Source organism: Pseudomonas syringae (assembly GCF_021605415.1).
Classification (GTDB): domain Bacteria; phylum Pseudomonadota; class Gammaproteobacteria; order Pseudomonadales; family Pseudomonadaceae; genus Aquipseudomonas; species Aquipseudomonas syringae_S.
This window is the reverse complement of record NZ_WKEQ01000012.1, coordinates 1-25,205: the sequence shown is the minus strand read 5'-3', so window position 1 is coordinate 25,205 and position 25,205 is coordinate 1. Positions and strand designations below refer to the sequence as shown.

At 53.5% G+C, this 25,205-nt stretch carries 25 protein-coding genes; 12 read left to right on the top strand and 13 right to left on the bottom strand.

Annotation, left to right across the window (positions count from 1 at the left end):
• The first annotated feature begins 3 nt into the window (after positions 1–3).
• From GIW69_RS10870 to copD, 3 genes are all read left to right on the top strand, one after another.
• Positions 4–1,038, top strand: coding sequence for a copper resistance protein B (locus GIW69_RS10870; protein WP_150636990.1), 1,035 nt, complete (start codon positions 4–6; stop codon positions 1,036–1,038).
• Between the two features lie 69 nt (positions 1,039–1,107).
• Entirely contained in the window at positions 1,108–1,491 is a 384-nt protein-coding gene (gene copC, locus GIW69_RS10865) for a copper homeostasis periplasmic binding protein CopC (RefSeq protein ID WP_105223824.1), read from the top strand.
• Positions 1,492–1,493: 2 nt separating this feature from the next.
• Positions 1,494–2,429: a copper homeostasis membrane protein CopD gene (copD, locus tag GIW69_RS10860; protein ID WP_150636992.1), complete on the top strand. Its 936-nt coding sequence runs from the start codon at positions 1,494–1,496 to the stop codon at positions 2,427–2,429.
• A gap of 48 nt (positions 2,430–2,477) precedes the next feature.
• Here copD and GIW69_RS10855 read toward each other — a convergent pair whose 3' ends face one another.
• A complete protein-coding gene (locus GIW69_RS10855) occupies positions 2,478–2,915 on the bottom strand; it encodes a DUF411 domain-containing protein (RefSeq protein WP_150637361.1) in 438 nt (145 codons plus the stop codon).
• Between the two features lie 279 nt (positions 2,916–3,194).
• Here GIW69_RS10855 and GIW69_RS10850 point away from each other — a divergent pair, with 279 nt between their 5' ends.
• The 7 genes from GIW69_RS10850 (at position 3,195) to GIW69_RS10820 (ending at position 12,035) form a co-directional block, all read left to right on the top strand.
• Positions 3,195–3,878, top strand: coding sequence for a heavy metal response regulator transcription factor (locus GIW69_RS10850; protein ID WP_007247298.1), 684 nt, complete (start codon positions 3,195–3,197; stop codon positions 3,876–3,878).
• Positions 3,875–5,272: a heavy metal sensor histidine kinase gene (locus GIW69_RS10845; protein ID WP_236482415.1), complete on the top strand. Its 1,398-nt coding sequence runs from the start codon at positions 3,875–3,877 to the stop codon at positions 5,270–5,272. Before GIW69_RS10850 ends, GIW69_RS10845 begins: the two co-directional genes overlap by 4 nt.
• Before the next feature lie 91 nt (positions 5,273–5,363).
• A complete protein-coding gene (locus GIW69_RS10840; RefSeq protein WP_150637363.1) occupies positions 5,364–5,705 on the top strand; it encodes a hypothetical protein in 342 nt (113 codons plus the stop codon).
• A gap of 99 nt (positions 5,706–5,804) precedes the next feature.
• On the top strand, positions 5,805–7,061 hold the full coding sequence (locus GIW69_RS10835; RefSeq protein ID WP_150636996.1) for a TolC family protein: 1,257 nt from the start codon (positions 5,805–5,807) through the stop codon (positions 7,059–7,061).
• Positions 7,058–8,542: an efflux RND transporter periplasmic adaptor subunit gene (locus tag GIW69_RS10830; RefSeq protein ID WP_150636998.1), complete on the top strand. Its 1,485-nt coding sequence runs from the start codon at positions 7,058–7,060 to the stop codon at positions 8,540–8,542. Before GIW69_RS10835 ends, GIW69_RS10830 begins: the two co-directional genes overlap by 4 nt.
• Complete coding sequence (locus tag GIW69_RS10825) at positions 8,539–11,697, top strand: efflux RND transporter permease subunit (RefSeq protein WP_150637000.1); 3,159 nt, start codon at positions 8,539–8,541, stop codon at positions 11,695–11,697. The genes GIW69_RS10830 and GIW69_RS10825 overlap by 4 nt, the downstream gene beginning before the upstream one ends.
• Positions 11,694–12,035: a copper-binding protein gene (locus GIW69_RS10820; RefSeq protein WP_150637003.1), complete on the top strand. Its 342-nt coding sequence runs from the start codon at positions 11,694–11,696 to the stop codon at positions 12,033–12,035. Before GIW69_RS10825 ends, GIW69_RS10820 begins: the two co-directional genes overlap by 4 nt.
• A gap of 177 nt (positions 12,036–12,212) precedes the next feature.
• Here GIW69_RS10820 and GIW69_RS10815 read toward each other — a convergent pair whose 3' ends face one another.
• A complete protein-coding gene (locus GIW69_RS10815; RefSeq protein WP_150637005.1) occupies positions 12,213–12,545 on the bottom strand; it encodes a hypothetical protein in 333 nt (110 codons plus the stop codon).
• Positions 12,546–13,013: 468 nt separating this feature from the next.
• Between GIW69_RS10815 and GIW69_RS10810 the strand changes: the two genes are divergently transcribed.
• The gene (locus GIW69_RS10810) at positions 13,014–13,457 is read left to right on the top strand and encodes a 3'-5' exoribonuclease (protein WP_150637009.1); all 444 of its coding nucleotides are present in this window, start codon (positions 13,014–13,016) and stop codon (positions 13,455–13,457) included.
• 116 nt (positions 13,458–13,573) lie between these two features.
• Here the strand turns inward: GIW69_RS10810 and GIW69_RS10805 are convergent, their stop codons facing one another.
• From GIW69_RS10805 to GIW69_RS10785, 5 genes are all read right to left on the bottom strand, one after another.
• A complete protein-coding gene (locus GIW69_RS10805; RefSeq protein ID WP_224787271.1) occupies positions 13,574–14,770 on the bottom strand; it encodes a hypothetical protein in 1,197 nt (398 codons plus the stop codon).
• 42 nt (positions 14,771–14,812) lie between these two features.
• Complete coding sequence (locus GIW69_RS10800) at positions 14,813–15,685, bottom strand: restriction endonuclease (protein ID WP_150637014.1); 873 nt, start codon at positions 15,683–15,685, stop codon at positions 14,813–14,815.
• A 297-nt stretch (positions 15,686–15,982) separates the two neighbouring features.
• The gene (locus GIW69_RS10795) at positions 15,983–16,372 is read right to left on the bottom strand and encodes a hypothetical protein (protein ID WP_236482414.1); all 390 of its coding nucleotides are present in this window, start codon (positions 16,370–16,372) and stop codon (positions 15,983–15,985) included.
• A gap of 2 nt (positions 16,373–16,374) precedes the next feature.
• Positions 16,375–16,845 carry a hypothetical protein gene (locus tag GIW69_RS10790; RefSeq protein WP_053177983.1) on the bottom strand — a complete coding sequence of 157 codons (471 nt, stop codon included), beginning with the start codon at positions 16,843–16,845 and terminating at the stop codon, positions 16,375–16,377.
• Positions 16,846–16,887: 42 nt separating this feature from the next.
• Positions 16,888–17,283 (bottom strand): DUF6957 family protein, encoded by a 396-nt coding sequence (locus GIW69_RS10785; protein ID WP_007246714.1) that lies wholly within the window; start codon positions 17,281–17,283, stop codon positions 16,888–16,890.
• 157 nt (positions 17,284–17,440) lie between these two features.
• Here GIW69_RS10785 and GIW69_RS10780 point away from each other — a divergent pair, with 157 nt between their 5' ends.
• Positions 17,441–17,896, top strand: coding sequence for a helix-turn-helix domain-containing protein (locus tag GIW69_RS10780; protein WP_150617884.1), 456 nt, complete (start codon positions 17,441–17,443; stop codon positions 17,894–17,896).
• Between the two features lie 44 nt (positions 17,897–17,940).
• Here GIW69_RS10780 and GIW69_RS10775 read toward each other — a convergent pair whose 3' ends face one another.
• The 6 genes from GIW69_RS10775 to GIW69_RS10755 form a co-directional block, all read right to left on the bottom strand.
• On the bottom strand, positions 17,941–18,981 hold the full coding sequence (locus GIW69_RS10775; RefSeq protein WP_150637018.1) for a DUF4062 domain-containing protein: 1,041 nt from the start codon (positions 18,979–18,981) through the stop codon (positions 17,941–17,943).
• A gap of 528 nt (positions 18,982–19,509) precedes the next feature.
• Entirely contained in the window at positions 19,510–19,752 is a 243-nt protein-coding gene (locus tag GIW69_RS26385) for an antitoxin Xre/MbcA/ParS toxin-binding domain-containing protein (protein WP_224787280.1), read from the bottom strand.
• 863 nt (positions 19,753–20,615) lie between these two features.
• On the bottom strand, positions 20,616–21,449 hold the full coding sequence (locus GIW69_RS10770; protein WP_150637022.1) for a thymidylate synthase: 834 nt from the start codon (positions 21,447–21,449) through the stop codon (positions 20,616–20,618).
• A complete protein-coding gene (locus GIW69_RS10765; protein ID WP_150637024.1) occupies positions 21,446–21,958 on the bottom strand; it encodes a hypothetical protein in 513 nt (170 codons plus the stop codon). Before GIW69_RS10765 ends, GIW69_RS10770 begins: the two co-directional genes overlap by 4 nt.
• Complete coding sequence (locus tag GIW69_RS10760; RefSeq protein WP_150637026.1) at positions 21,958–24,045, bottom strand: tyrosine-type recombinase/integrase; 2,088 nt, start codon at positions 24,043–24,045, stop codon at positions 21,958–21,960. The genes GIW69_RS10765 and GIW69_RS10760 overlap by 1 nt, the downstream gene beginning before the upstream one ends.
• Before the next feature lie 2 nt (positions 24,046–24,047).
• Positions 24,048–25,049 carry a tyrosine-type recombinase/integrase gene (locus GIW69_RS10755; protein ID WP_236482411.1) on the bottom strand — a complete coding sequence of 334 codons (1,002 nt, stop codon included), beginning with the start codon at positions 25,047–25,049 and terminating at the stop codon, positions 24,048–24,050.
• Positions 25,050–25,205 lie beyond the last annotated feature (156 nt).

Here is a 25,205-nt window from a genome sequence, read left to right as displayed (position 1 = left end):
ACTATGAGCAACTATTTTTGTGGCACTCGCATTCACACAGTTGTAGCTACGGTCGCTCTCAGCCTTGGCTTTGTTCTGCCGGCAGCCGCTGACACCACTCAGCCTGCAGACGGGCAGATGCAGAACATGGATCACAGCCAGATGAAGGGCATGGATCACTCCCAAATGCAGGGCATGGATCACAGCCAGATGAAGGGCATGGATCATTCCCAAATGCAGGGCATGGATCACAGCCAGGTGAAGGGCATGGATCATTCCCAAATGCAGGGCATGGATCATAGCCAGATGCAGGGGATGCAGCCCGCCAAGCAGCAGGCTCGTAGTGAAAGCCGAACCCCCATACCGCCAATTACAGATGCGGAGAGAGCCGCAGTTTACAACGCGCCTGGTGGTCATGAGGTTCATGACACAGCTCTTAACTCGTACTTCATTTTTGAAAAACTGGAATGGCAGGACGCTGATGAAGGGAGCGCGTTGAATTGGGAAGCTCAAGGTTGGATAGGCGGAGACGTTGACCGTTTATGGCTGCGTTCTGAGGGCGAGCGCACCAATGGGAAAACAGAGGAGGCCGAGGTGCAAGCGCTGTGGGGTCACTCTATTAGTCCCTGGTGGGATCTGGTCGGTGGTGTTCGTCAAGACTTCAAGCCTGGTGACCCTCAAACGTGGGCGGCTTTCGGCATCCAGGGCTTGGCGCTTTACAACTTCGAAGCCCAGGCTACTGCTTATCTGGGCGAAGGTGGCCAGACTGCGGCGCGGCTGGAAGGAGACTACGACATCCTTCTGACCAATAAGCTCATCTTGCAACCGACGGCAGAATTCAATTTCTACGGAAAAAACGATCCCCAGCGTGGCGTTGGTTCTGGGTTATCGGAGAGTGAGATTGGACTGCGGCTACGGTATGAGATCCGTCCACAGTTCGCTCCGTACGTGGGAGTGACATGGAACCGTAGTTATGGAAAGACCGCTGACTATGCCAAGGAGGAAGGCGAAGACAGTAACGAAGCTCGCCTGGTGCTTGGCGTTCGGGTCTGGTTCTAGACCAAGTTAATAGCACCAAAATAATTACTTAACCTCATTACAACAGCTATTCGCTGTGAGGAGCCTTGCATGTCGTTCTTGAAATCCTGTGTTGTGGCCGTCGCTCTTTCATCCGGTATTTTGCTGAGCTCGGTCGCTCAAGCCCATCCGAAACTGTTGTCTTCGACTCCTTCAGAAGGCGACTCCGGTGCGGCCCCCTCGAAAATTGAACTGCACTTTTCCGAAAACCTGGTCACCCAATTTTCCGGAGCCAAGCTGATCATGACTGATATGCCAGGCATGCCGAATTCACCTATGGGTGTCAAAGCCAGCGTAGCAGGCGGCAATGATCCGAAGACCATGGTAATCACGCCTTCATCGCCCCTGACAACGGGCACCTATAAAGTAGAATGGCGGGCAGTATCGTCCGACACTCATCCAATTACCGGTGCCGTAACTTTCAAAGTGAAATAAGCATGAGCGACCCTTTGAATGTGGCGCTGCGCCTCGCGCTTTATCTGGATTTGATGCTCCTGTTCGGACTCGCGGTGTTCGGGCTGTACAGCTTTCGCGGGAAAGAGCGCGTATCGGGAACGGTGTTGCATTTTGGGTCGCTGCTGAGTGGGGCTGCCGTTATAGGCATTCTTCTATCTATGGCCACGTTCTTGGTCATGACGAAAAACATGAGCGGTGCGTCCGATTGGGCGGAGCTGTTCCCTCACCTGGAAATGATGCTGTCTGAGACCGAGGTCGGTTACAGCTGGATGGCACGTATGGTCTCGCTTGCGGTGGTGATAATCGCTGCAAGCCAAAGCACTCGATTGCCATCTGCTAGTCTTTGGATTGCTACCCTAGCGGGCAGTATTGCCTTAGCTACGCTCCCATGGACAGGTCACGGGGCGATGGATGAGGGGGCTAGACGGTTCTGGCATTTCGCAGCGGATATTCTCCATTTACTGGCTGCTGGCGGTTGGATTGGAGCCTTGGCAGCCTTTGCTCTGATGCTGAGCATGAGGGGAGGTAATCCTGAGCAACTCGTACGGGTTTTGACTCGAGCGCTCAAAGGATTCGAAACAGCGGGCGGGTTCATTGTGGGTACGATCATACTCACAGGAGTCGCTAATTATCTTTTCATTGTCGGGCCGACCATTACAGATGTAGTGACCAGTACCTATGGCATTCTCCTCCTAGCGAAAATCATATTGTTCGCTGGCATGCTCGGACTCGCGACCCTCAATCGTTTCTACCTGAGCCCCTCACTGGAACGCTCTGTGAGCGGGGGTAATTATTCTGTCGCAGTCACTGCTTTGAAGAAGAGCGTGCTGCTCGAATCGACCTGTGCAGTTGTCATTGTTTGCTTGGTGGCTTGGCTAGGAACGCTAAGCCCTTCAATCGAGATGGCTCAAGGGTAATGCCCGTGCAGATCTGAGCAACGCTGGTCGCTCAGATCTGCGTGACGATCATTTCGGGTAGTCAGCGACCACCTCTTGCGCACCACCCTTAGTGAGGCCCAAGACTTTGTAAGGTTGATGTTTCTGACCATAGTCCATACCAGGCGAACCTGCTGGCATGCCTGGCACTGCAATCCCTGCAAGGTCGGGACGGTCATTCAACTTCTTAATTTCATCCGCCGGAACATGGCCTTCTACGAATTTACCGCCAATAACTCCCGTGTGGCAGGACGCTAGTCCCTGCGGCACACCCAGCCCTTTCTTGATAGCGCTCATATCGCTTTCCACATGGTCAGTCACCTTGAATCCATTGGATTCCAAGTGCTTGACCCACTCCTTACAGCATCCGCAATTCGCGTCACGGTGGACATCGATGCTGAGCTGCTCTGCAGCTTGTGCAACGCCCATGAGCATCAGCCCCGTAGCGAGGAATAACTTACGCTTCATCATTTTGATGCACCTCTTTAACATTTCGTAGCGCGGTTGCTATGTATTCCTTGTCCGGACTCATGACCTCGCATCCGCACCGTTCCAAGGTAGGTTAAGCGCAACAACTGATCATTGCCGATTACATTTTCGTAAGCTGCCGTCTAACTGCTTACGCCCTTCCATGCCATGGTGCCTAGGCGCTTTCTGCCACCTGTCAGAGCGATTACATTTGCGTCAGCTTGCGCATCGTTGTCGGTTTCGTAGCACACTTGAGGTACGCCCAGCTGGAGTTCCACCATGAAAATCCTGGTAGCAGAAGACGAACCCAAAACCGGAATGTATCTCCAGCAAGGACTCTTGGAAGCGGGCTTTAACGTCGACCGGGTGCTGACAGGCACGGAGGCTTTGCATCAGGCGCTGAACGAGAGTTACGACCTTCTGATTCTGGACGTGATGATGCCTGGGATTGACGGCTGGGACGTCATTCAAAGTGTTCGCGCAGCGGGAAGCTTGGTTCCCGTTTTGTTCCTTACAGCCAGGGACGGAGTCGATGACCGAGTTAGAGGCTTAGAGCTTGGTGCAGATGATTATTTAGTAAAGCCGTTCGCGTTTTCTGAGCTACTCGCTCGCGTCAGAAGCCTGCTGCGTCGGGGTGCCGGTGCTCCCAATCTGACGTCTATCAAAATCGGCGATCTTGAAGTCGACTTGCTCAAACGTCGGGCCTCGCGCTCAGGTCAACGCATTGACCTGACAGCCAAGGAGTTTGCTTTGCTGGAACTGCTGATGCGCCGCAGGGGGGAGGTTCTCTCAAAGTCGCTCATCGCATCCCAGGTCTGGGATATGAATTTCGACAGCGATACCAACGTGATTGAGGTCGCCATTCGCAGGCTTAGGGCCAAGATTGATGATGATTTCGATACAAAGCTGATTCAGACCTCGCGAGGCATGGGCTACATGCTTGATGCCCCGGACGCAGAATGAAGCGCCCGTCTCTAACGCTTCGTCTAAGCCTGATGTTTGTGTGCGCTGTAGTCGCAGTGCTCGTGGTAGCAGGCTTTACCTTCGACGGTTTCAGCCGGCATCACTTCAAGGCACTCGACCGGCAAGCTATGACAGAAAAGCTCGAATCAATTCGTCAAATCATGGATGGTGAAGCTGGCTCAGCTGACCGTTCGGATGTATTGCTTCAGTTACAAGCGTTGTTGGGGGCGCACCAGGAACTCTCAGCCTCGATTGTCATGCAGGGGGGAAAAACGATCTTCGCAACCTCTAACGCAGCTCAGCATCCTTCTATTCCTCCTGATGCCCCTGATGATGATATGTGGGAGTGGACAGACGGAGGCCATCTGTACCGAGGGATGAAAGCCCAAGTTCATTTGGTGAATGAATCAGAGCCACTGACGGCCTGGCTGAGTATGGATATCACAAGCCACATGCATTTCGTGGAGACTTTACGTTGGTGGTTGGTGATAGGTTTGGCGATCAGTGCGTTGGTCAGCGCCGGCTTGGGTTGGTTGGTTGCGCGTAGCGGATTGAAACCCGTCGCACGGGTGACGCAGGTTGCCGCTTCGATGTCAGCTGGATCGCTGAAAGAGCGAATTCCGATGGATTTTGTGCCCCGTGAGCTTGAGCTACTCGTCACTTCGTTCAATGCCATGCTTGCTCGGCTAGAAGAATCGTTTTCTCGATTATCTAATTTCTCAGCCGATATCGCCCATGAGCTACGTACGCCAATTAGTAATCTGCGAACACATACTGAAGTGATTCTCACAAAAAAGCGTGCGCCAGAAATATATGAGGAGAATCTTTACTCCAATCTGGAAGATCTCAACCGACTTTCAAGCATCATCGATGGCATGCTCTTTTTAGCAAAGTCTGATAACGGCCTGGTTCTACCCGCGAAAGAAAAAGTCGAAATCCGGTCAGTGGTGGAGAAACTCTTGGAGTATTACCAACTGCTGGCAGATGACACCGGTTTGAAGCTACAGGTCATTGGACACGGTGAGGTGCGTGGTGACAGGACTATGCTGGACAGGATGGTTTCCAATTTGCTATCGAATGCGATCCGGTACACGCCCTCTGGTGGCACCATTTCTGTAAAAATCGAGTCGTACGGCAGCATGATCAGTTTATCAGTGCAAAATCCTGGTGAAGAAATCGCCGCTGAACATCTACCTCGGCTGTTTGATCGGTTTTATAGGGTTGACCCTGCGCGAAGGGAAAGCTCTACAAACAATGCAGGGCTGGGTTTGGCAATCGTAAAATCGCTGGTAGATGCGCATGACGGAACCGTTGGGTGTGTCTCCGTAGATGGTCGGACGACTTTTACGATAAGCCTGCCTGCTTGGTCTATTGCTCGGGATGAAACGCTATGAATCTTTCCAAAGTCAGAGCTATCAAGTCGAAGCTTTGACGTTTGGCTTGTTCAATTGTAAGGACGGTTTGCACCAACTACACTCCACCTCTATGAAACGCTACCTACGGCTTTGCATTCTCCTCATCATCAGCTTGACGCTTCCCCTGTCCGGGATGGCGGGTGTCCAGGCACCCACAGAACCTTGCCCCATGAAGACCATGGGCATGGCAATGATGGACGACATGAAGATGGACTGCTGCAACGACATGAAAAGCCCTTCTGAGCACGGAAAGCCTTGTAAGCCGGGCCAAGAATGCAAAACAGGCGGTATGTTGGAAGTTTCGGTGTTTAAGCCCCCTCTCACACTGTTTGATCCTGTAGTCCTTTCCTTTTCTAGCGATTCATTGCCTGTACATACCCCGTCCGGAGTATGGCGACCCCCTCGCGTTTAATTCCTGTCCGACATTGAGCCTCATTCTGCATTAGCGGGATGGACTAGCTGCGCGCATGTCTTTTGACGCGTGCAGTGGATGATTACAGGAATCGTAAACATGAACTCCAAGTGCAATTGCACAGGCTGGTCTCTCGTGGCCGGGCTAGCGGCAAGCGTGCTGGCGTTGCCGAGTTTCGCTGCCGCATTGACGCTCGATGAAGCGTTGCGGCTGGCAGAAAACAATGCGCCGTCGCTGACCGCACAAGACGCGAAAATTCAGGCTGCCAACAGTGCAGCCATCCCTGCTGGTGAATTACCTGATCCCAAACTCTTGGTGGGCGTGCAGAACTACCCCATTGGCGGCCCGGATCGTTGGAGTATCAACCAGGACTTCATGACCATGCAGATGGTCGGGGTCAGGCAGGAGATGCCCAATAGCGACAAGCGCAAAGCGCGTATCGAAGTCGCCGATGCAGCTATTGATCGTGCCTCTGCGGAGCGTCGAGTCGAACGTCTGAAGGTGCGCCAGTCCACGGCGTTGGCCTGGATCAGCAGCTACTCGGTTGAGCGCAAAGATGTGTTGTTCCAGGACTTCTACAAAGAAAACCGCCTGCTGAGCGATACCGTCCGGGCTCAAATTGCCGGTGGCCGCGCTCAACCCGCCGATGCGGTGACACCCAAGCAGGAAGCAGCTCAACTGGCGGAGCAGCAGGACGATCTGATTCTCCAGAGAGCGCAGGCTCGTGCGGCCCTCAAACGCTGGATTGGCTCCGCCGCCAACGACAAGCCTGTAGGCAGCTTGCCTGAATGGCCCGTCGACACCTCAAGTTACTCTCATAAGCTGCAACACCACCCCGAGTTGGCAGCGTTTGCGCCGATGACCCGCGAAGCGCAAGCCAAAGTTCGTGAAGCTGAAGCGGAAAAGCAGTCGGACTGGAGTTGGGAGCTTGATTATCAGCATCGTGACCGTCAGTTCGGCGACATGGTCAGCGTTCAACTTTCCTGGGATTTACCGCTATTTCCCGACTCTCGCCAAAACCCTAGGATTGCGGCCAAGCAGGCTGAACTCAACCAATTGGAGGCCGAACGCGAAGCGCTGTCACGCGAGCATACCCAGCAGCTGGAAAATGAACTGGCTGACTATGAGCGTCTGGATCGTGCCGTGCGCAGAAATCAGGACAGCCTGGTGCCGCTGGCCAAGGAAAAGGTCGAACTCAGCATGGCCAGTTACCGTGCAGGCAAGGGCGATTTAAACGCGGTGGTTGCCGCCCGACGTGAACTCATCGAAGCCCGCCTTAAACAGATCGACGTAGAAGAGCAGCGAGCGCTGACCAGTGCACGTCTGTACTTCGCTTATGGGGAGTCCAGCCAATGATCCTAAAAAAATGGAGCGGGGCATTGTTGGTAGGCGTCTCGCTGGCATTCGGGGTTGCCGGAGGTTACTGGTTCGCGCATCAACGTGTGAGCGGAGTACCTGGTGCCAGCCCGGAGCAGAGTCCCAACTCCTCAGAGGAACGCAAGGCTCTGTATTGGTACGATCCCATGTACCCGCAGCAAAAGTTCGATAAGCCGGGTAAATCCCCTTTCATGGACATGCAGCTGGTTCCTCTGTACGCCGGTGGCGCAGGAGATCGTGCGACCGTCAGTATCGATCCGAGTCTGACCCAGAATCTCGGTCTGCGTTTTGCAACAGTCACCCGTGGAATCTTTGACTCCAGCCTTGATGTGACGGGTGTCTTGGCGTTCAACGAACGAGATGTTGCGGTGATACAGGCACGCACCCCTGGCTTTGTGGAACGGGTCTATGCCCATGCTCCCGGTGATGCGCTCAAGGCCAACGCGGCCCTGGCAGATATCCTGGTGCCGGAATGGGCGGCTGCCCAGACAGAGTTCCTTGCCATTAAGCACAACGGTGATGCTGACCTATTGGCTGCGGCCCGACAGCGACTGCGGCTCACAGGGATGCCAGCTGCGCTGATCACCCAGGTAGAGCGCAGTGGCAAAGTCCAGCCGAACCTGACCCTCACCAGTCCTATCAGCGGCGTGCTGCAAGAGCTGAATGTACGTGCGGGTATGACCGTGTCGGCTGGCGATACTCTGGCCCGCGTCAATGGCTTGAGCAGTGTCTGGTTAGCTGTGGCCGTTCCAGAATCGGATTCCGGAGCTATCACCGTGGGGCAGGCAGTCGAAGCGCGTCTGCCAGCCTTCCCAGGAACAACACTTAGCGGCAACGTCAGCGCGATTTTGCCCGAGACCAATCCGGACAGCCGCACACTTCGGGTACGTGTCGAGTTACCCAATCCGGACGGGCGTCTCAGGCCGGGTTTGACGGCGCAAGTACGCCTGAATCGTTCGACCGAGCAAAGTGTATTGTGGGTGCCGAGTGAGGCGGTGATTCGCACTGGCCGACGAGCGCTGGTGATGCTCGCCGAAGACGCTGGGCGCTACCGTCCCGTGGAGGTGCTCCTTGGGCAGGAAAGCGATGGCAAAACGGCGATAGTGAAAGGTCTGGAAGCAGGCCAGAAGGTGGTTACCTCTGGCCAGTTCCTGCTCGACTCGGAGGCCAGTCTTAAAGGCATTGTTGCTCGCACGGAGGAAGAGTCGCCACCCAGTGAAACAGCCTCCAGTTTTCATGAGGCTGATGGTCAGATCGTTGAGATCGACGACAAAGAAGTCACGCTCGCCCACGGCCCTTTCAAGACGCTCGGTATGCCTGGCATGACGATGACTTTCCCTCTCGCTAGTCCGGCGCTGATGCAGGGTCTCAAGGCTGGTGACAAGGTTCGGGTCGCGGTGAGCCAGACCGATGATGGCTTGCGTGTTGAACGCCTGGATAAATCGGGGGGCCAGCCATGATTGCTGCCCTGATTCGTTGGTCAGTGGCCAACCGATTCCTAGTGCTACTCGCGACACTGTTTGTCACCGCTTGGGGTATCTGGTCGGTTCAAAGCACGCCCATTGATGCGTTGCCAGACCTCTCCGATGTACAGGTGATTATCCGCACCCCTTATGCAGGACAAGCGCCGCAGATCGTCGAGAACCAGGTCACCTATCCGTTGGCCACCACCATGCTCTCGGTGCCGGGGGCCAAGACCGTGCGTGGTTATTCCTTCTTTGGCGATAGTTTTGTCTACGTGCTGTTCGAAGACGGCACTGACTTGTATTGGGCTCGCTCGCGGGTGTTGGAGTACCTGAGTCAGATACAAAGCCGCTTGCCGGCCAGCGCCAAACCGGCGTTGGGGCCGGATGCGACGGGGGTGGGTTGGATCTATCAGTACGCACTGGTGGATCGCAGTGGCGGGCACGATTTGGCACAACTTCGTGCTCTTCAGGACTGGTTCCTCAAGTTTGAACTCAAGACCCTACCGAACGTTGCGGAAGTGGCCACCGTGGGAGGCATGGTTAAGCAATACCAGGTGCAGCTTGATCCGCTCAAACTGGCCAGCCTCGGCATCACTCAGTCTGAGGTGACCGATGCTATCGGCAAGGCCAATCAGGAAACCGGTGGCGCGGTGCTGGAGATGGCAGAGACCGAGTTCATCGTGCGTGCTTCCGGCTACTTAAAGACACTCAATGACTTTCGGGCGATCCCACTGAAGCTGGGCTCGGGCGGTGTGCCGGTGACCCTTGGCGATGTCGCCACGATCCAGCTGGGGCCGGAAATGCGGCGTGGCATCACCGAACTCGACGGTGAGGGCGAGACCGTCGGCGGCGTGGTGATTTTGCGCAGCGGCAAGAATGCTCGCGAGACCATTGCTGCGGTCAAGACCAAACTCGTCGAGCTGAAAAAAAGTTTGCCGTCTGGGGTGGAAATCGTCACCACCTACGACCGCAGTAAGCTGATCGACCGCGCTGTGGAAAATCTCAGCCACAAGCTCATCGAAGAGTTCATCGTTGTCGCGTTGGTTTGTGGGATCTTCCTCTGGCACTTACGCTCGTCGCTGGTGGCGATCATCTCCCTGCCGGTGGGAGTTTTGATTGCCTTCATCGTCATGCGCTACCAAGGCATCAACGCCAACATCATGTCCTTGGGTGGGATTGCCATCGCCATCGGCGCCATGGTGGATGCTGCCGTGGTAATGATCGAGAACGCCCACAAGAAGGTTGAGGCGTGGCATGTAGCAAACCCAGGGGAAGAACTGAATGGGGAGCGTCATTGGCACGTGATGACCGAAGCGGCGGCAGAGGTCGGCCCGGCGCTGTTCTTCTGTTTGTTGATAATCACCCTTTCGTTCATTCCTGTGTTCACCCTAGAAGCTCAGGAAGGGCGTTTGTTCGGCCCACTGGCTTTCACCAAGACCTACGCCATGGCCGCAGCGGCAGGATTGTCAGTGACCTTGGTGCCAGTGCTGATGGGTTACTGGATTCGAGGACGAATCCCCAGTGAGCAACAGAACCCGTTGAACCGGTGGTTGATTCGGATCTATCAGCCAGCTCTGGACGCAGTCTTGCGTCGACCAAAGATCACGCTGCTGGTGGCGCTATTGGTTTTCGTCAGCGCGCTATGGCCAATGTCGCGCTTGGGTGGAGAATTTCTTCCGCCGTTGGATGAGGGCGACTTGCTCTATATGCCTTCTGCTCTGCCGGGATTGTCGGCGCAGAAAGCGGCGCAGTTGCTGCAACAGACCGACCGCCTGATCAAGAGCGTTCCAGAGGTTGAACACGTCTTCGGTAAAGCAGGCCGTGCCGAAACCGCTACCGACCCGGCACCGCTGGAGATGTTCGAAACTACTATCCAGTTCAAGCCACACGAGCAATGGCGCCCAGGCATGACCCAGGAGAAACTGGTGGAGGAACTGGATCGAGTGGTACGAGTTCCAGGGTTGACCAATATCTGGATACCGCCGATTCGCAACCGTATCGACATGCTGGCCACCGGGATCAAAAGCCCCATCGGAGTAAAGGTTGCCGGCACAAACCTGACGGAGATCGATGCGGCAACTCAGGCGGTCGAGCGGGTGGCCAAGGATGTGCCCGGTGTCAGCTCGGCTCTGGCCGAGCGACTGACCGGTGGCCGCTACATCGATATAGATATCGACCGCAAGGCCGCCGCCCGTTACGGACTGAATATCGCTGATGTGCAGTCCATTGTGGCTGGTGCTATCGGCGGTGAAAACGTCGGGGAGACCATTGAAGGGCTTGCACGCTTCCCGATAAACGTCCGTTACCCTCGTGAGTGGCGAGACTCGCTCGGCGCCTTGGAGCAGTTGCCAATCTACACCCCGCTAGGCACCCAGATCACCCTTGGTACGGTGGCGAAGATCAAGGTCAGCGAAGGGCCGCCGATGCTTAAGAGCGAGAACGCACGGCCTTCAGGCTGGGTGTACATCGATGTGCGTGGTCGAGACATTGCCTCGGTGGTCGCCGATCTACGCCGGGTCGTCAATGAGCAGGTCAGGTTGCAGCCCGGTATGAGTCTGAGTTACTCAGGGCAGTTCGAATTTCTGGAACGGGCCAACGCACGGCTCAAGTTGGTGGTGCCTGCCACCCTGTTGATCATCTTCGTGCTGCTCTACCTGACTTTCGCCCGCTTCGATGAGGCCTTACTGATCATGGCCACTCTGCCGTTCGCACTAACGGGCGGAGCATGGTTCCTCTATCTGCTGGGATTTAACCTGTCGGTCGCCACCGGAGTCGGCTTTATCGCCTTGGCCGGGGTTTCTGCCGAGTTCGGTGTGATTATGCTGCTCTACCTGAAAAACGCCTGGGCCGAGCGTGAAGACCTCGGCGACAGCACTGAGCGCGGGCTGGTGGCGGCGATTCGTGAAGGCGCTGTGCAGCGCGTTCGACCCAAGGCCATGACCGTGGCCGTGATCATTGCCGGTCTGTTACCCATCCTGCTGGGCAGCGGCACCGGCAGCGAAGTCATGAGCCGCATTGCCGCACCCATGGTCGGCGGCATGGTCACGGCACCCTTGCTGTCCCTGTTTGTCATTCCGGCAGCGTATCGCCTGATGCGTCGCCGTCACCTCCAAGATGAACCCAACCTCCCTCAAGGAAAAGTCGTATGAAACTGACCCTGATTGCAGCTGCTAGCACCGTACTTACGCTGTCCTTTTCTGCCCTAGCAGAGGACATGCCGGGCATGAAAATGGAGAGTATGGAAATGAAGCAAGAAACAAAGCAGGCTCCAGTAGCCACCGCCGACGGAACGATCAAGGCTATCGATCCTACGAAGCATACCGTGACCATTGCCCATGGCGCTGTTCCATCAGTGCAATGGCCACCGATGACTATGGCGTTCTCCGCGACAGAGGATCAGTTGAAAGGGCTGGCAGCCGGAGACCGTGTCTCGTTTACCTTTCGTCTAGAGGGTGGCAAAGCCACAATCGTTTCTATAAGAAAATGAGCCTGCGATGATAAAAAACCGGCACGGTTCGTCGTGTCGGTTGCAGTTCAAGTATCGCCAAGCGGTGCGATAGCGACATCTCCATTGGCCGCATCGACGCTTCGATCAACAATCAGAATATCCCCCGAGGCTGCTCAGCGATCTTTACCAAGTAGCCAATCCTTACAGCTGTGTCTTTTAAATTGACTTAACGGATTCCACTTCCACGTATTTGTATTTCTTCCTAGCAGCCTTCACAGCTTCTTGCTCAGCAAGCAACGAACTCAGCGTGTCGGCCTCATGGATCAGCTCGTGCATCTTCCCCTCAAATTCGTTTCCAACTCGAAGCGTGACCCTGAGCCTAGGCGTGAACGGTTTCGCCGGTTTCTTCTTGGCTGCAGACTCAGCAATCGGCTTCGTGAAGACGACTTCTGTCACAGATTCCGGTGCTGGAGATGCAAGAACCTCTTCAGGCTGAGCTGTACCGAACAAGGCGCGGCGCATTTCTTCTTCAGTAAAATCAGCTTTCATAAATTGTCTCTATAGAACAGCAATTAACTCAACAAGTTGTTTGGGAAGGCTTACGCCAAGATGCCCTATGGAGCAGGAGGAGATTTCAAATGCCTAGGTCAATTTCAAGACACAAACCCCTCCAGGCTAGGGAAAGATGCACCTTCGGCAGTCGCGTAATGAGCCCGTCTGCTAGGTCACTGGCGTGGCGGGAGTACAGAGTTACGGTGTCTGGAACCGGTGTCCGATCCGCAACGAATGCACCCACTCGCTCCTGGGCAATTTTCAGTATATTCAGGACTTCTTGGCTCACCTGTTTGGTGGACAGGTATTCCACGACTGGCTTGGGCGGAGTCGCAGCGTGACTCCACATTTCTATGACTACCTTGAGGAGCCCGTCTGAGCCAAAATGCTTGAGAGCCATTTCCCACAGCTGACCTTCCTGCACCATATCCAGGCGACCCCTAGTCATTGCGGAGTTGTACCAACATGAGACTCTTTCTTGATTGCGAGTTTACCCGGTTATCAGCAGCAGCGAAGCTGATATCACTCGCATTAGTGGCTGAGGATGGGCGCGAACTCTACGTGGAATTGCTCGACACATGGCGAGAAGAAGACTGCAGTGATTTCGTAAAGGAAATCGTGCTTCCGCAGCTGTGGGGTGGCAGCTACGCGCTGCCCACTGTTGAAGCCAGGTTGTCTCTGCTCAAGTTTCTGACGTCGTTCAAAAACGAGGTCGAGATCGTCACTGACGCCCCTCAGTACGATTGGGAGCTTTTTTGCGATCTAGTCTATGACGGCGGACGATGGCCCCGAATCGTTCGCAATTTTCCTACCGATGCGACGACGCTTGCTCCAACCAGCGAGGGTGAAGAGTTGCCTCACCACGCCTTGCTCGACGCCAGGATCATTGCCGGCATGTTTGCTCAGTGATGGCAGGGCACTGTTGCGGATCGCTAACCTTTTCGATAGTGAAGTTACGTCTAAACCTCTAATTCAGTGCAGGAGTTCGTTGAGGTTACGCTTCATGGGCTGGCCATGGTGGTGAATCAGCGTGGGGGTAGCTCAGTGAAGCGAAGTCTGGGATAGATCCTCTGTTCAACCGCGCACTCGGAAATTTGCCAGAATGCCGAAAGGAGTGCTTGCTCTGAGGGACAGTGCCTCGTCATAACCTCGAACTCGTTGTAATCAAATGCCAACACACGAACACCTACATCATCCATGAAATCCAAGATCATGGCCCCGTACTCTTCATAGGTGTCGCTAAACAGCTCTTTTACCACCACGACTCCTACAAGGGGACGTGCTGCAAGATCGATTTTGAGGGGAGTACCATCAACAAGCCGCAGCGCGGGATTTCCCTCACGCTCGATAGTTGAAACTGCGCCACGTAGCTGCGATAGGCCTCCTTTCAACTGACTCAGGGCCTTCTTACGCTTTCGTTCAAGCTTTGTCCCCATCATCTCAGCTGTGTTTGGGCTGTCCTTAGCCTGTAGTAAAAGCGTGACCTCCGTCCCCAAAACAACAGCATCGGTCAACTCTTCCCCGTCGGCGACTTTCACTGGCCCATGGATGATTTGCTCCGCCGAGTAAGCACGCTGGAGCAGATAGATGATATCCAGCTCCTGGAGGTGTCCTGGCTCCGGTCGCTCAAGGTGAGTATTTGAGAAACCTCTGGAACCCTGGAAGCCTTGGCGAGTGAGGTCGGTGATCAGGAAGTCGCTTGGAAATAGATCCTCCAAGAGCGTCAACGTTACTGCTCGGCTGTCGTCTTCCCTAGTCGTAAAGCTGAACCAGTGATCTGCCTGCTCCATCATGAGATGCCAATGCTCCTTCCCCAAGGGATTGACAGCCTTTGCATACTTTCGGATCCCTTCAAGACTAGCGTGCGCTGTACTGCTGAGAAGCTCGCGATTGTGTTCATCAAAAAAACAGACGCTAAAACGGTCAGGAAGACTTTTCAGGCCCTCCGTAAAAGGATCGCTACCCATCAGAGGTGTTTTAACAGTCAGCGGACTAATCGGATCATCAAAGCAGGCCGTCAACAGCGTCAGGCCTTGCGCCTCATCACACTCGTATGGCGCAAGATAGAACTTCAGCTCGCGCTTCTCACGTGCGGCGAGGATAAATTCTTTGCCCGCTTTGAACACGAGCGCTGGGCCATCAGGGCCTTCTACAATCCAAAGACCACGACCGAGCAATGCAACGTCCTGAAGCACTTCGGGCTTCATGATGGTTAGGTACATTGGAACCCCTGATGAAATTTCCCTTAGCGTTGCCGCATGGGCTTAGAACAATTTATCCAAAGGTACGAATACTGAACCTGTCTCAGCAGCCGCCCGCACTTTGCGGTCGATTACATCCGCAAATGGTATGTGCTTGTCTAAAGCATGGTTGATATCTTTTCCCGAAATGCATATCAGGCTCTTGCCGCGCCCGAATGCCTCCAGCCCAACGTCAGTGAATCCGTAGTAACTGATAAAAACACCTCGTGTCCAAGCTGCCTTTTGGCTGATCTTGCCTTGAAAAATGTGCAGCTCTCCTGCACCAACAGGGTTCACTACCCACTTCGCCTCAACAAGGTAGATGTCCCCTCGGCATTGGAAGCTTCCATCTATCTGTTCCCCCGTATTCCTAAATGGTGCGCGAGGTTGGAGGTTGGATGCCTCAAACAGCTGCTGGAGGAACGTCTCGAATGCGTAGCCACGTGCTTGAGGAGCGAGCTTATGAATGTCCAATAGGGCCCTCTTCAACTGAGCTGCCTGATCAACATTTACCGGACGCACAGCTGCGAAAGGATCGCCCTTGATGACGTCGGCAGATGAGACGGATTCCAAGCCTTGAATCAAAGTCAGAAAGCGCCCCTCGGCGTTAACCACAGGCTCATCTTTGTGTTGGTTGGCCAGCGCTGCCTGGCGATATTGCCAGAGTGCTTTGAGCGCTCGCACGCAAGTCGGTGTATCGGCAAGCGTGAGGAAGCTCCGCAGGCGCTTAGCTTTGGATGTGCCATCCGCAGTGAACAGCGGATCATCAATATCGATCTCCAGTTCTCCGAGGAAGAACTGGGACATGGTGCGGTCTGAGAAGTCCAACACGTAACCCCCTTCCATCCCAAAAAGAAGGTCGATTAGCTTCATATCCAGTGGTTTGATCTTCGGCATGCCACACGTCCTTGGCTAAGCATAGGGAACCGAGCATACGATATCGCTGAAAGTGTCCAATAACTATCTGCGCCCGAAGAAGTGTTCAAAATCTCGGCGACCGGGTTCAGTGACAACGGTTCTGGGATCGAGCAGGCAACATTGTGCTGGCGTGCGAAATGACAAGCGGAGCACGCAGGCCCGATCAGGGCCGGAGATTTGAGGATGGAAGCCCGAAGGGGCCAAGTCCCGCAACAGCGGGATTGGTTTATGACAGCTGTCCCCGAAACGGGGCAAGCCCAAAACAACGATCAGCGACTACTGAAGGCGATCAGGCGTTGGCAGATACGTGTCTCCCGCGATACGCATGAACTCCCGGAGGCTACGCCACCCGACATCACGCCTAAACGTCGCAATGACGTACTTCGAGTTGACCGTGTTGATCACCCAAAACCTGCCTTCCTTCGTAACGGACTGAATGTCTGATGTCCGAATCAGCCTACCATCTGCAAATCGTTGGTACGGCCCAGGGCAAATGTGACCGAACACCACACCAACAGCACTGCACGCATGAATATGGACATTCACCAGGTAGGCCGTGACCAGGCCGTCGTAGTCTTGGTTCACTGCCTTGGCGATGCGAAGGAGGTCGAAGTCCGAGTAGCGCTTTTCGTGTAAATCGACTGCAATAGTATTGATGTCTTCCATGGCTACACAGCCTCCGACGCTGAGGCTACGTCGGTGGTCTCAGAACGGCGCCGATATAGCTCCCTGACCCCAACCAAGGTATCGACATCGAGGTCGCGCTGATGGGTATTGACGTACACATCACCACTCTCGACCTGCAGAACACAGATTGGCACTTCTGCCTGGTTGAACCCCATGGAGAGCGATTTCAGCTTTTCCATCTTCCAGCCTGACCCTTTGTTCATCCATGCCGGGGTAACGACCTGGACATCTTGAATGACCATGCTCTCGTCTTGGGAGACCAGCAGCTCCACCAAGCGAGGCTCATCGTTCAGCATCTCTTCATAAGCTACGAATCGCCCCTCATGCCGGCGCTTGAGGCTCACGTGATACCAATGGGTAACCAAGGATCGCGACATGGCGTGAAAGTGAGCGAGACCATCCCCGAACATACCCACCGGGCCGGCCTGGTCTTGCATGCTAATCCTGAACATCGTGTATCTCGTGTTGAGCAGGCCCGCGAAGTGCGCCTGCGATTAACATAAGCCAAATATTGTCTTCAGCGAGGCAGTCATCTCGCGCCCTTTACCTACCAAGGCGTACACCGTATTTCGGGTCTCGAACAGGCAAACGCCGTCGAACGACTTACACAGGGTCGAGCGTACCCAGCCCCCTGGAGGGAACCGGCCCTGGCTGTCGTAGGTCACGCAATGGGAATAAAGGAACATTGTCTGCAGGCCTATGGCGCGCACCCTGGCGAGCGATTCAGGAGGCTCGTCCACATGAAAGATCAGCCAATCCTCGACCAAACAGTACGGTTTCCGACCGAAACGATCCGACACCAATGCCTCTATTTCGGCTTGAGGTAGCTCTGTTCCAAAGGACGATATCTCACCCTCGCGGAGCAACTCATGCTCCGAAGAATTACCCATAAATTGATGATCCTCATGGTGCGAGCCCAAAAATCAGGCTCTGCGAACACGCAAAATACCGGGCGACAAGCCAGAAATCCCATCGATATGATTATATGCATTTGTGTGGGATCTATCAAACGCGTCATACCGTCTCTTTTTGGGAGAGGTAGGTTGGATGTCCCTGCGGAAGGCTTATGCGGCGACGCTACAGTGGCTGAGGATTCGAAATGGCTTATCGCAAGCAGATCTCCAGCATCAAGCTGACCAGGCTCACATAAGCCGCTTGGAGGCTGCGACGACGACACCGACTATTGATCTGAGTGCGGATCTGGCGCACGCGCTGGGCCTAACGCCTTTGTCGCTGCTCACTCTGGTGGCCGCAGCCGATGAGGGCAAGACAGCACGCTCTGTCTTGAATGAATCGATGAGAGAACTCATGCGGCTAGGAGTTCTTGATGAAGCGCTGCCTGGCGAGCCGCAGAAGATCACCACACCACAGAGAATCGCAGCCGCAGAAAGGCTCGAGGCAGTACGCAAACTAAAGGCAGAAGGTCTTTCTCAGGCAGAGGTCTGCCGGCACCTGGAATTACCCAGAAGCACTGTTGGGCGCCTGTGGCACGTTGACGATTAAAAGCCCCCATCGGCTCAAAGTGACAGAGGCACGGGTGTCACTGATCAATAAGCCAAACTTCTGGCCATTCTTACGATGCTTTCCTGTATCCATTGCTCCACGATGGGCCGTGTGGCAGGGATGAACAGTCGTGACTCACTAACGAGCTTTTCACGGCGCATAGGCATCGAATAGCTGCTGGGGGCAGTCGCTGGCGGCTCTTCTATCTTCGCCATGTCTAAATTCTTCAAGGTAATGCGATACCAACCACTGTTGAACCTGGCCACCTCGAAGCAGGACATAATTAGCTTTGATAGGTTGGCCGGAGACACGAAATAGAGACCAGCCGTACGCCCCTCGACTGGCACACTTGCGTCAGTTTCCAAAAGGACGAGCCCGTCGTCAAAAGCGCGCCAAGACGTATCTCCGGACTTCAGTCCTGTGAACAACTTGTCATCCCAGTCTTCGTAACCTTGCTTGAACTTCGCCAAGCCCAGGTTATGGAAGCTATGGAAAATCTCATCACGGCGCTGGGCCGCTCCGTGCACAGCGTGCTGCTCAACGGGCTGTGGCAGAAACGCGAACTCAAGCTGTGGCGCATAGGAGTGACCGCCGTAGGAGCGAGAGCTTGATGCCTCTGTAATGCGCTCGTGAAAGGCTTTCTCAGAAATTGCGCTTTTGGATTTCTCCATTCTACTCAGGCCCTGGACAATAGCTTTCAACAGCTCTTGGGGATCTGAGAATGAAGCTCTGAAAAAACCTTGTTTGTAGTCAGACACCTCGTTGACGAACACGGCCTGCTGCGCGTCAAAGTCAGTCTGCTGGATGAAGACCAGAATCGGTTTACGCTTGCTCACCGCCTGGTGGAATTCTTGCTGCGTAACCGAGAGACCTGGCTGAGGTTCATAGCCGTAGTTAGCGCCAAGAATCAGTATATAAACGTCGCACTGGTCGACCTCTGTCAGGCAGGCGTGCTCCGAGGAATAGGTTCGCGCTCCGAAGTGCTCGCTCATGACCGGCTTCATGTCCAGTGTCTCCACCGCGTCTTTGGCGGCGGCTCTGAACTGCTCGAAACCTCTTACTACGGAGCTTATGAACACCTTCATCATTGCATCCTCTGAACGCTGGCATAGCCGATTGGAAATGGAGAAATGGGGGAGCTGGTGTAGCTCACAAGGCGGTAGTCGAGCACGATTCAATGCTGACCTACCGTGGCTCCTTCGAGCCGACGGCTCGGCTCATTCCGCCAGCAAACCCGCAGATGATCATCGCACGAATCGTTTGAGTGACCGTCGACTCGCTATCACTTGCTCTCGTATCTCGTCTGGGTTTATCGACATGCCGCCGTCAGGTGTCACGCGGAGCGACTGCAGTTTATTCAGGGCAGCTATGAACGCGCGATCTCTCGCTTGCTCTGAGCCAGATCTTTTGTCAGGCCAAACGAATTCAACGCATCTCCTAAACAAGTTCATAACGCTCTCCATTGACGTCGACTGCTCATCACAGAGCTTCAGCAAATGATATCTGGGTTCTACTACCCTCAGCGACGGGAGCTGATGTGCTGGGCCATAAAAACTCAGAACGCGATGGTAAATCGTCATGCATTGGCCACCTGACTGGCTTCACCAGAGGTGTTAGATGAGTGAGCGATTAGCCGCTAGATATTGGACAACTTGCTCTAGACCCGTTCTGCTTTTGATGAGGTCACGAGGTCGACTACACAAACTACAATTCTCGCTGCCGAGCCAGTTTCTTGCATTTCGCTCGTTACCCACGGCTGCGAGTAAGGACTGATACACCTCAACTAAAAGCAGAGCACGGCTCCCCTTATCACTGCTCGGTCGAAGCAGTTCATGTCCATGGCGTAAAAGCTGCATCGAGGAAACATCCTCGCCTAAGACAGCTGATAGTTCAGCGTCAGCAAGCCCCAGTCCTTCGCCAGCCCTGATAAATGCTTTGCTAAGTACAGCGCTTTCAGCGCTCGAAGCGGATTCCATGCTCCACCATATGGTCGGTTATGACTGGTCTGTAACGTAATTCCATGCTCTGTAACGCTGCTTACGTTACAAGTCAAAAGTTACGTTACAGTCTGTGATTAAACGCAAAAAGCAAGCGGAGCGCGCAGGCGTGCGGGATGGGAGGCCGCAGGGCCGAGACGTGGCTTTGCCATGGCTCGGTTCACGACAGCCGCTCCCCGAAAGGAGCACGCACAAACAACAGGATTTGTTAGCTGTGACGCTAAACGATCAGGCTCAGGAGAACCTGCCAACCTGAGAGCCATGGTGAGTAAATCGCCCCCACATTCCCGCTACAACCCCAGTTCAGCCTCAACCTTCATGCCGCGAAGCTTCCTAGGAAGTGACTTCGGGGGGCACCACTCAAGTGCTTTGGAAATGCACAGATGCCAGATTTCAAACTGAACATAAAGCACGCCATCAGCCTTGTTCTGGGGCATGAACCCACGCGACTTAAGAACCTGTTTAAGAACGTTGATGGCGCCCCGAGGCAACCTTCAATCGACTTAATCTGCCAACGCAGCGGTCTTACGTACCACGGCCAACGAACCATCCTGAAAGTGACCAGGTGTGGGCCGAGCCTGCACCCCGGTATGTGAGCTCTGAGTTGAGATGGGCACTTGCTTGTGTTTGAGGCATTCGGAGGTCGTATAGGGACTTATCCCGATAAGCAGGCATCAAAACCGGCCCTGAGGCCGGTGTTAGCGCCAAATGCGCCGTGGAGATCAAACGGATACAGGAGCTGCGATATGCGGGTGCGGATCGTAACCCACCAGTTCGAAATCCTCGAACTTGTAGTCGTAGATAGACGCTGGCTTACGAAGCAGTTTCAGCTCGGGAAGCTGACGTGGTTCACGAGCGAGCTGAGTTTTCACCTGCTCCATGTGGTTGGAGTAGATGTGGACATCGCTCAGTGAGATCACGATCTCACCGACATCAAGATCGCACTGCTGGGCCAACATGTGAGTCAGGCATGCCAACGATGCCGTGTTGTACGGGAGACCCAAAAAGCTGTCGGACGAACGAATGAATAGGTGCGCGGACAGCTTCTTGTTCACTACGTAGAACTGATACAACAGATGGCACGGCGGAAGGGCCATCTTGCCGTTCCTGGCATTTTCCTTCGGGCTCACCTTCTCGTCTGGCAGGTACTCCACGTTCCAACCATGGAACAGGATTCGCCGACTATTAGGATTGGTCTTCAGGGCATTAACGACGTAGTCAATCTGGTTAATTGTGCCACCATCTTTGGTTGGCCAGGCAGTCCACTGCTTACCGTACACAGGCCCGAGGTCACCTTCTTCGGTGGCCCATTCATTCCAAATTTTTACGCCGTTTTCGTTAAGCCACTTGGTATTAGTATCGCCACTGAGAAACCAGATAAGCTCATTTACGATGCTTTTAAAGTGAAGTTTCTTCGTTGTAAGAAGAGGAAAGCCTTTTGATAGATCATGACGATATTGCCTACCAAAAACACTAATAGTTCCAGTTCCCGTTCGATCACCTTTGACCGCACCGTTTTCAAGAACATCTGTCAGTAAATCCAGATAGCTTTTCATGCACTTTTCCCCACCTGGGCAGCTTCCAGGATACTGATAACTTGCTTGAGTTTATCAATTTCTTTCTGTGAGTCCAAGAGCCGCTTGTTAGCATCCGCCAAAAGGCTCTCGTAGGTATCCCTCGAGCCTACCATATTTTCATACTTCTGTTCATGTACCCGAGATTCGTCTTCAGCTCTTTTGGCTTGGGTAAACCAGTGTAGAACTTCAACTCTCGCGGCCTCCAACTTTTCGGTTAGTAGCACCACAGGATCGACTGGGTTCTTCTTCGACACTTGCTGACGCAAAACTTCGAGGCGCCGGTTTTCCTTGATGGATTCCAGACGCTCTAACGGCCACACCCGCTGACGAATTGTATTACGATGAATACCCGTGAGTCGGCTTAACTCTGCAACCGTAGCTTTGAGAGATTCGTTACCAGCAATATCAAGAAGTGATTGGGAGAGCATTTCTGAATAGCGATCAAAATCCTCTTTATTCTTTTGATTAAAAGCACTTAGATCAGACATCAGAGATCTTCCCCTAACAGTTGAAGAACGCCGAAAGCTTCCTCCATGGCAGCTTTGCTTTGCGCGTGTATGTGGGAATATTCTGGATTCCCAAGCATAGTCTTGTTCTGGTAATACACCTCTCGCCAGCTTGGAGCATTGGCCTTGCTGACAATGGCATTACTACAACGGTTCGGGTTGCAGCGAAGCCCACCGATGCATGGAATCGAGCTGTCAAACTCATTGGACGAGCCACCGAAGCAGAAGCCCTGCCCAACGTTGATCACAGCGATGTGCTGCTCGGCCATAGCCTCAAAGATGTCGTCCTTGGTGTACCCAGAAGCCATGTAACCCCGGAACGCCTTCCATAGGTTCTCCTTATGGGCAGCAGCATTCACACCGGCGTAGTTGCCGTCTGGATCAAACCGCTGCTTGATACTCTCCACCTCAGCCACACGCCGGAACGACTTTCCGATGGCGTTCTTGTTTCCGCCTTTTGAGAGCATGTCACCAATCTCACCGTAGGCCAAGGTGGTCTTACTAAAACCACGATCAGAATGTCCCACCCCTACGATATCGCCGAAGTGTTTGAGTTGGTGTGAGATAAAGGGAAGGCCCACGTCGGCGCGGTATAGCTGATATGCAAGCGTGTGTCGCATCATGTACGCATTGAATTCCAGCTTAGAAAACTGCTCAGGCGGAAGCACATTTTGGAAAAATTTATCGAGTGTCAACTTGGTTCCACCAGTTGAAAACGGCTGGCCTACTTTTCCAAACTTGACGGTATCCACATTGGAGAAAATGTGATCGTTGTTTTTATACTTACTAATTAACTGACATACACGAACAGCATCGCGCACAATGGGAATTGCAAGCCAAAAATCGTCGAACAACTCAAATAAGTTATCCTGTTGCTTACTGACATTGCTGCGCAGCAACCAATATCGACCATCAAAGCGCAAGCATGAACTTGCAAGCAGCTCGGCATACTCTGAAGGTCTCATCCCCGTGTACTGGCCAATTAAGTAAAGGCACGAGTAATTCAAAAAGTTTAGATACAGCCTAAATTTATCATCAAAGGTTGAACGCGTATCATCTACATACATAGTTACCGCTTCGGGCGCAGGAACAGTGAAATATTCACTTGATTTCATAATGTCGTCGCCGATAACCTTGGCAACCTCAGGCCTTGAAAATCCCTTTTGAGCAAGCCTCTTGTAAATATACAAATTGAATTTCAATGGGCACACCCCATGTTCTTGGGCGGCAGTAAAATTCTTGGCGTTGCGCCGACTTAAGCTACCAGTATCTACTACTTCTTCGCCCATCACATCCAAAAAATCGACGATAGTAAGCGAAGCAGCCAGCGAAGAAATCTCAAACACCTCGTTTGGTAAAACCTGCGTCTTCTTTTTTACCTCTTCTGCAGGCAGGTGTGTAGTACCAACCGACTTCCAGTTAAGCTTTACCAAATCTACGATTGGTAGGTTTGAGCCAAATACGTTTTCTTGTAGATAGCCAGATCGGAGATACCGGAAAAAAGTAATCAGCGAGTTATCGAATACGTAATCAAAGTTCTCAGCAGCCAAGTCATAAAAGTGCGCTGGCAGTGATTGAACAGATGCCATCTCGCGCTCAATGTGCTCTTTTCCGAGCTCCTCAGTCGCGACTGAGAAGACCTTATCCAGAAACCGCATACCACTTTCAAATCTCGAGATCACGGTATTAGGTTTGGATAGCTTTTGAGAAACATTCATGGAATCCCCCTCCGCAGGAATTCCACTCAAGGCCTTCAAATGGAGCATGAACGCAGCCTTAAGCTCAAGCATCGCTAGGTCTGGGATGTTCGGATACTTCGTAAAGTCGATCCTGAGTTTAGATCCACGAATGAACCGAGACGCATTCGGATAATCTGCATTGAAGTCCCAATTACCCTCCATAAACATAGAGAGCTCAGAAACATGCAATGTCTGCAGGTAGGTGAGGAAGGTCAGCGTCTCCTGTTGCGTCTCCTCAACATCCTGCGGAGGTATTTGACCTAACAGCAGAGACAAGCTCGAGCGAAACCTGGCGAACGTAAGCAGGGCTGAAAAATTGATCTGTTCCATGGTTACAACCCCACCCCGTCAACCAAGATAGTGGTATCAACAAACTCCGCGAGACGGCGCCCTTCGGCCAACTCTTCATCCGAAAAATCAGAGTTCACGTTGAGAACTTTATCGAGCAGAGCCAAGTTTTCGCGCACCACTCGGCTATAAGGAGTGTCCATGACACGGGAGACCTCAACGGCCTTCAGATAATCCCTCTCCATTGCAAACAGCTCAGGCAAGTTGGAAGCTGTAAGCAACACGTTTTCACAACCCAAGCACATGTTGTACATGGCGCAGGGGTTGCCAGGCACATAAGTGCTGAGCTTCTTGACGAAATCTGGCGGGTTGAAAATATTGCGGCAGCTTGCCAGCGGCGTTTTGAATACCACTTGTGGAGTGTAAATCTGAACAGCGTCAATCAAGCTGGCCTTTTCGCCTTCGGTCTGCGAAGCCGCGTTAGGCTGGTCACCAGACTCAACAGCACGCTCGAGAAGCTCCTGGAGAGCCACATCCAGCTTGGAACGTGCAATGGAGTTGAAGTCCATACGATCTAGGTAGGCCAAGGTCGTGGAGATGTGCTTGTGGCCCAAGATCAGCTGGATCTCACGCGGAGGTACATCCCGCTCGACCAGTTCGCTGATGAAACTAGGCCTCAGGCGTGAGGGTGTCAGACTAAGCGGTGCTCCGCCATCATCAACCAAACCTTTGCGCTGGGAGTAAGAGGAGAACAGCACAGGAACAATCCCAACTTTTGAGGTCGCGAGAGACTTAATCTTCAGGAAGGTTCGTGGCGCGCTTGACTGCCAAATAAAGAGTTTATTGCGAATATCCTTTGGCGCAGCATCGCGGATGTCTGCAGTCAGCGCTTTGACATCTTCAAATATTTGAGCAACCGCCTTTGACTGAGATGTGGTCAGCCAGGCAATTTCAGCATCAAAAATATCAAGCTGCATCAGCTTCTCGCCGTCGGAACGCTCTTTCCAGTATTTCAGGCAGGCCCGCCCTGTGAGCGGATGCTTCACTTCATAGTCATCTAAATCTAAGAATTTAAGGATGGTCTGAAGTAGCCATGTATTTCCCCGGCATACCACCTAGCGCAACTTTTAAACTCGCCAAATGATCAAAAAACAATCAATTCGACGAGTATTTCTTACGTTTTCGCCACCCGGACCCCACTC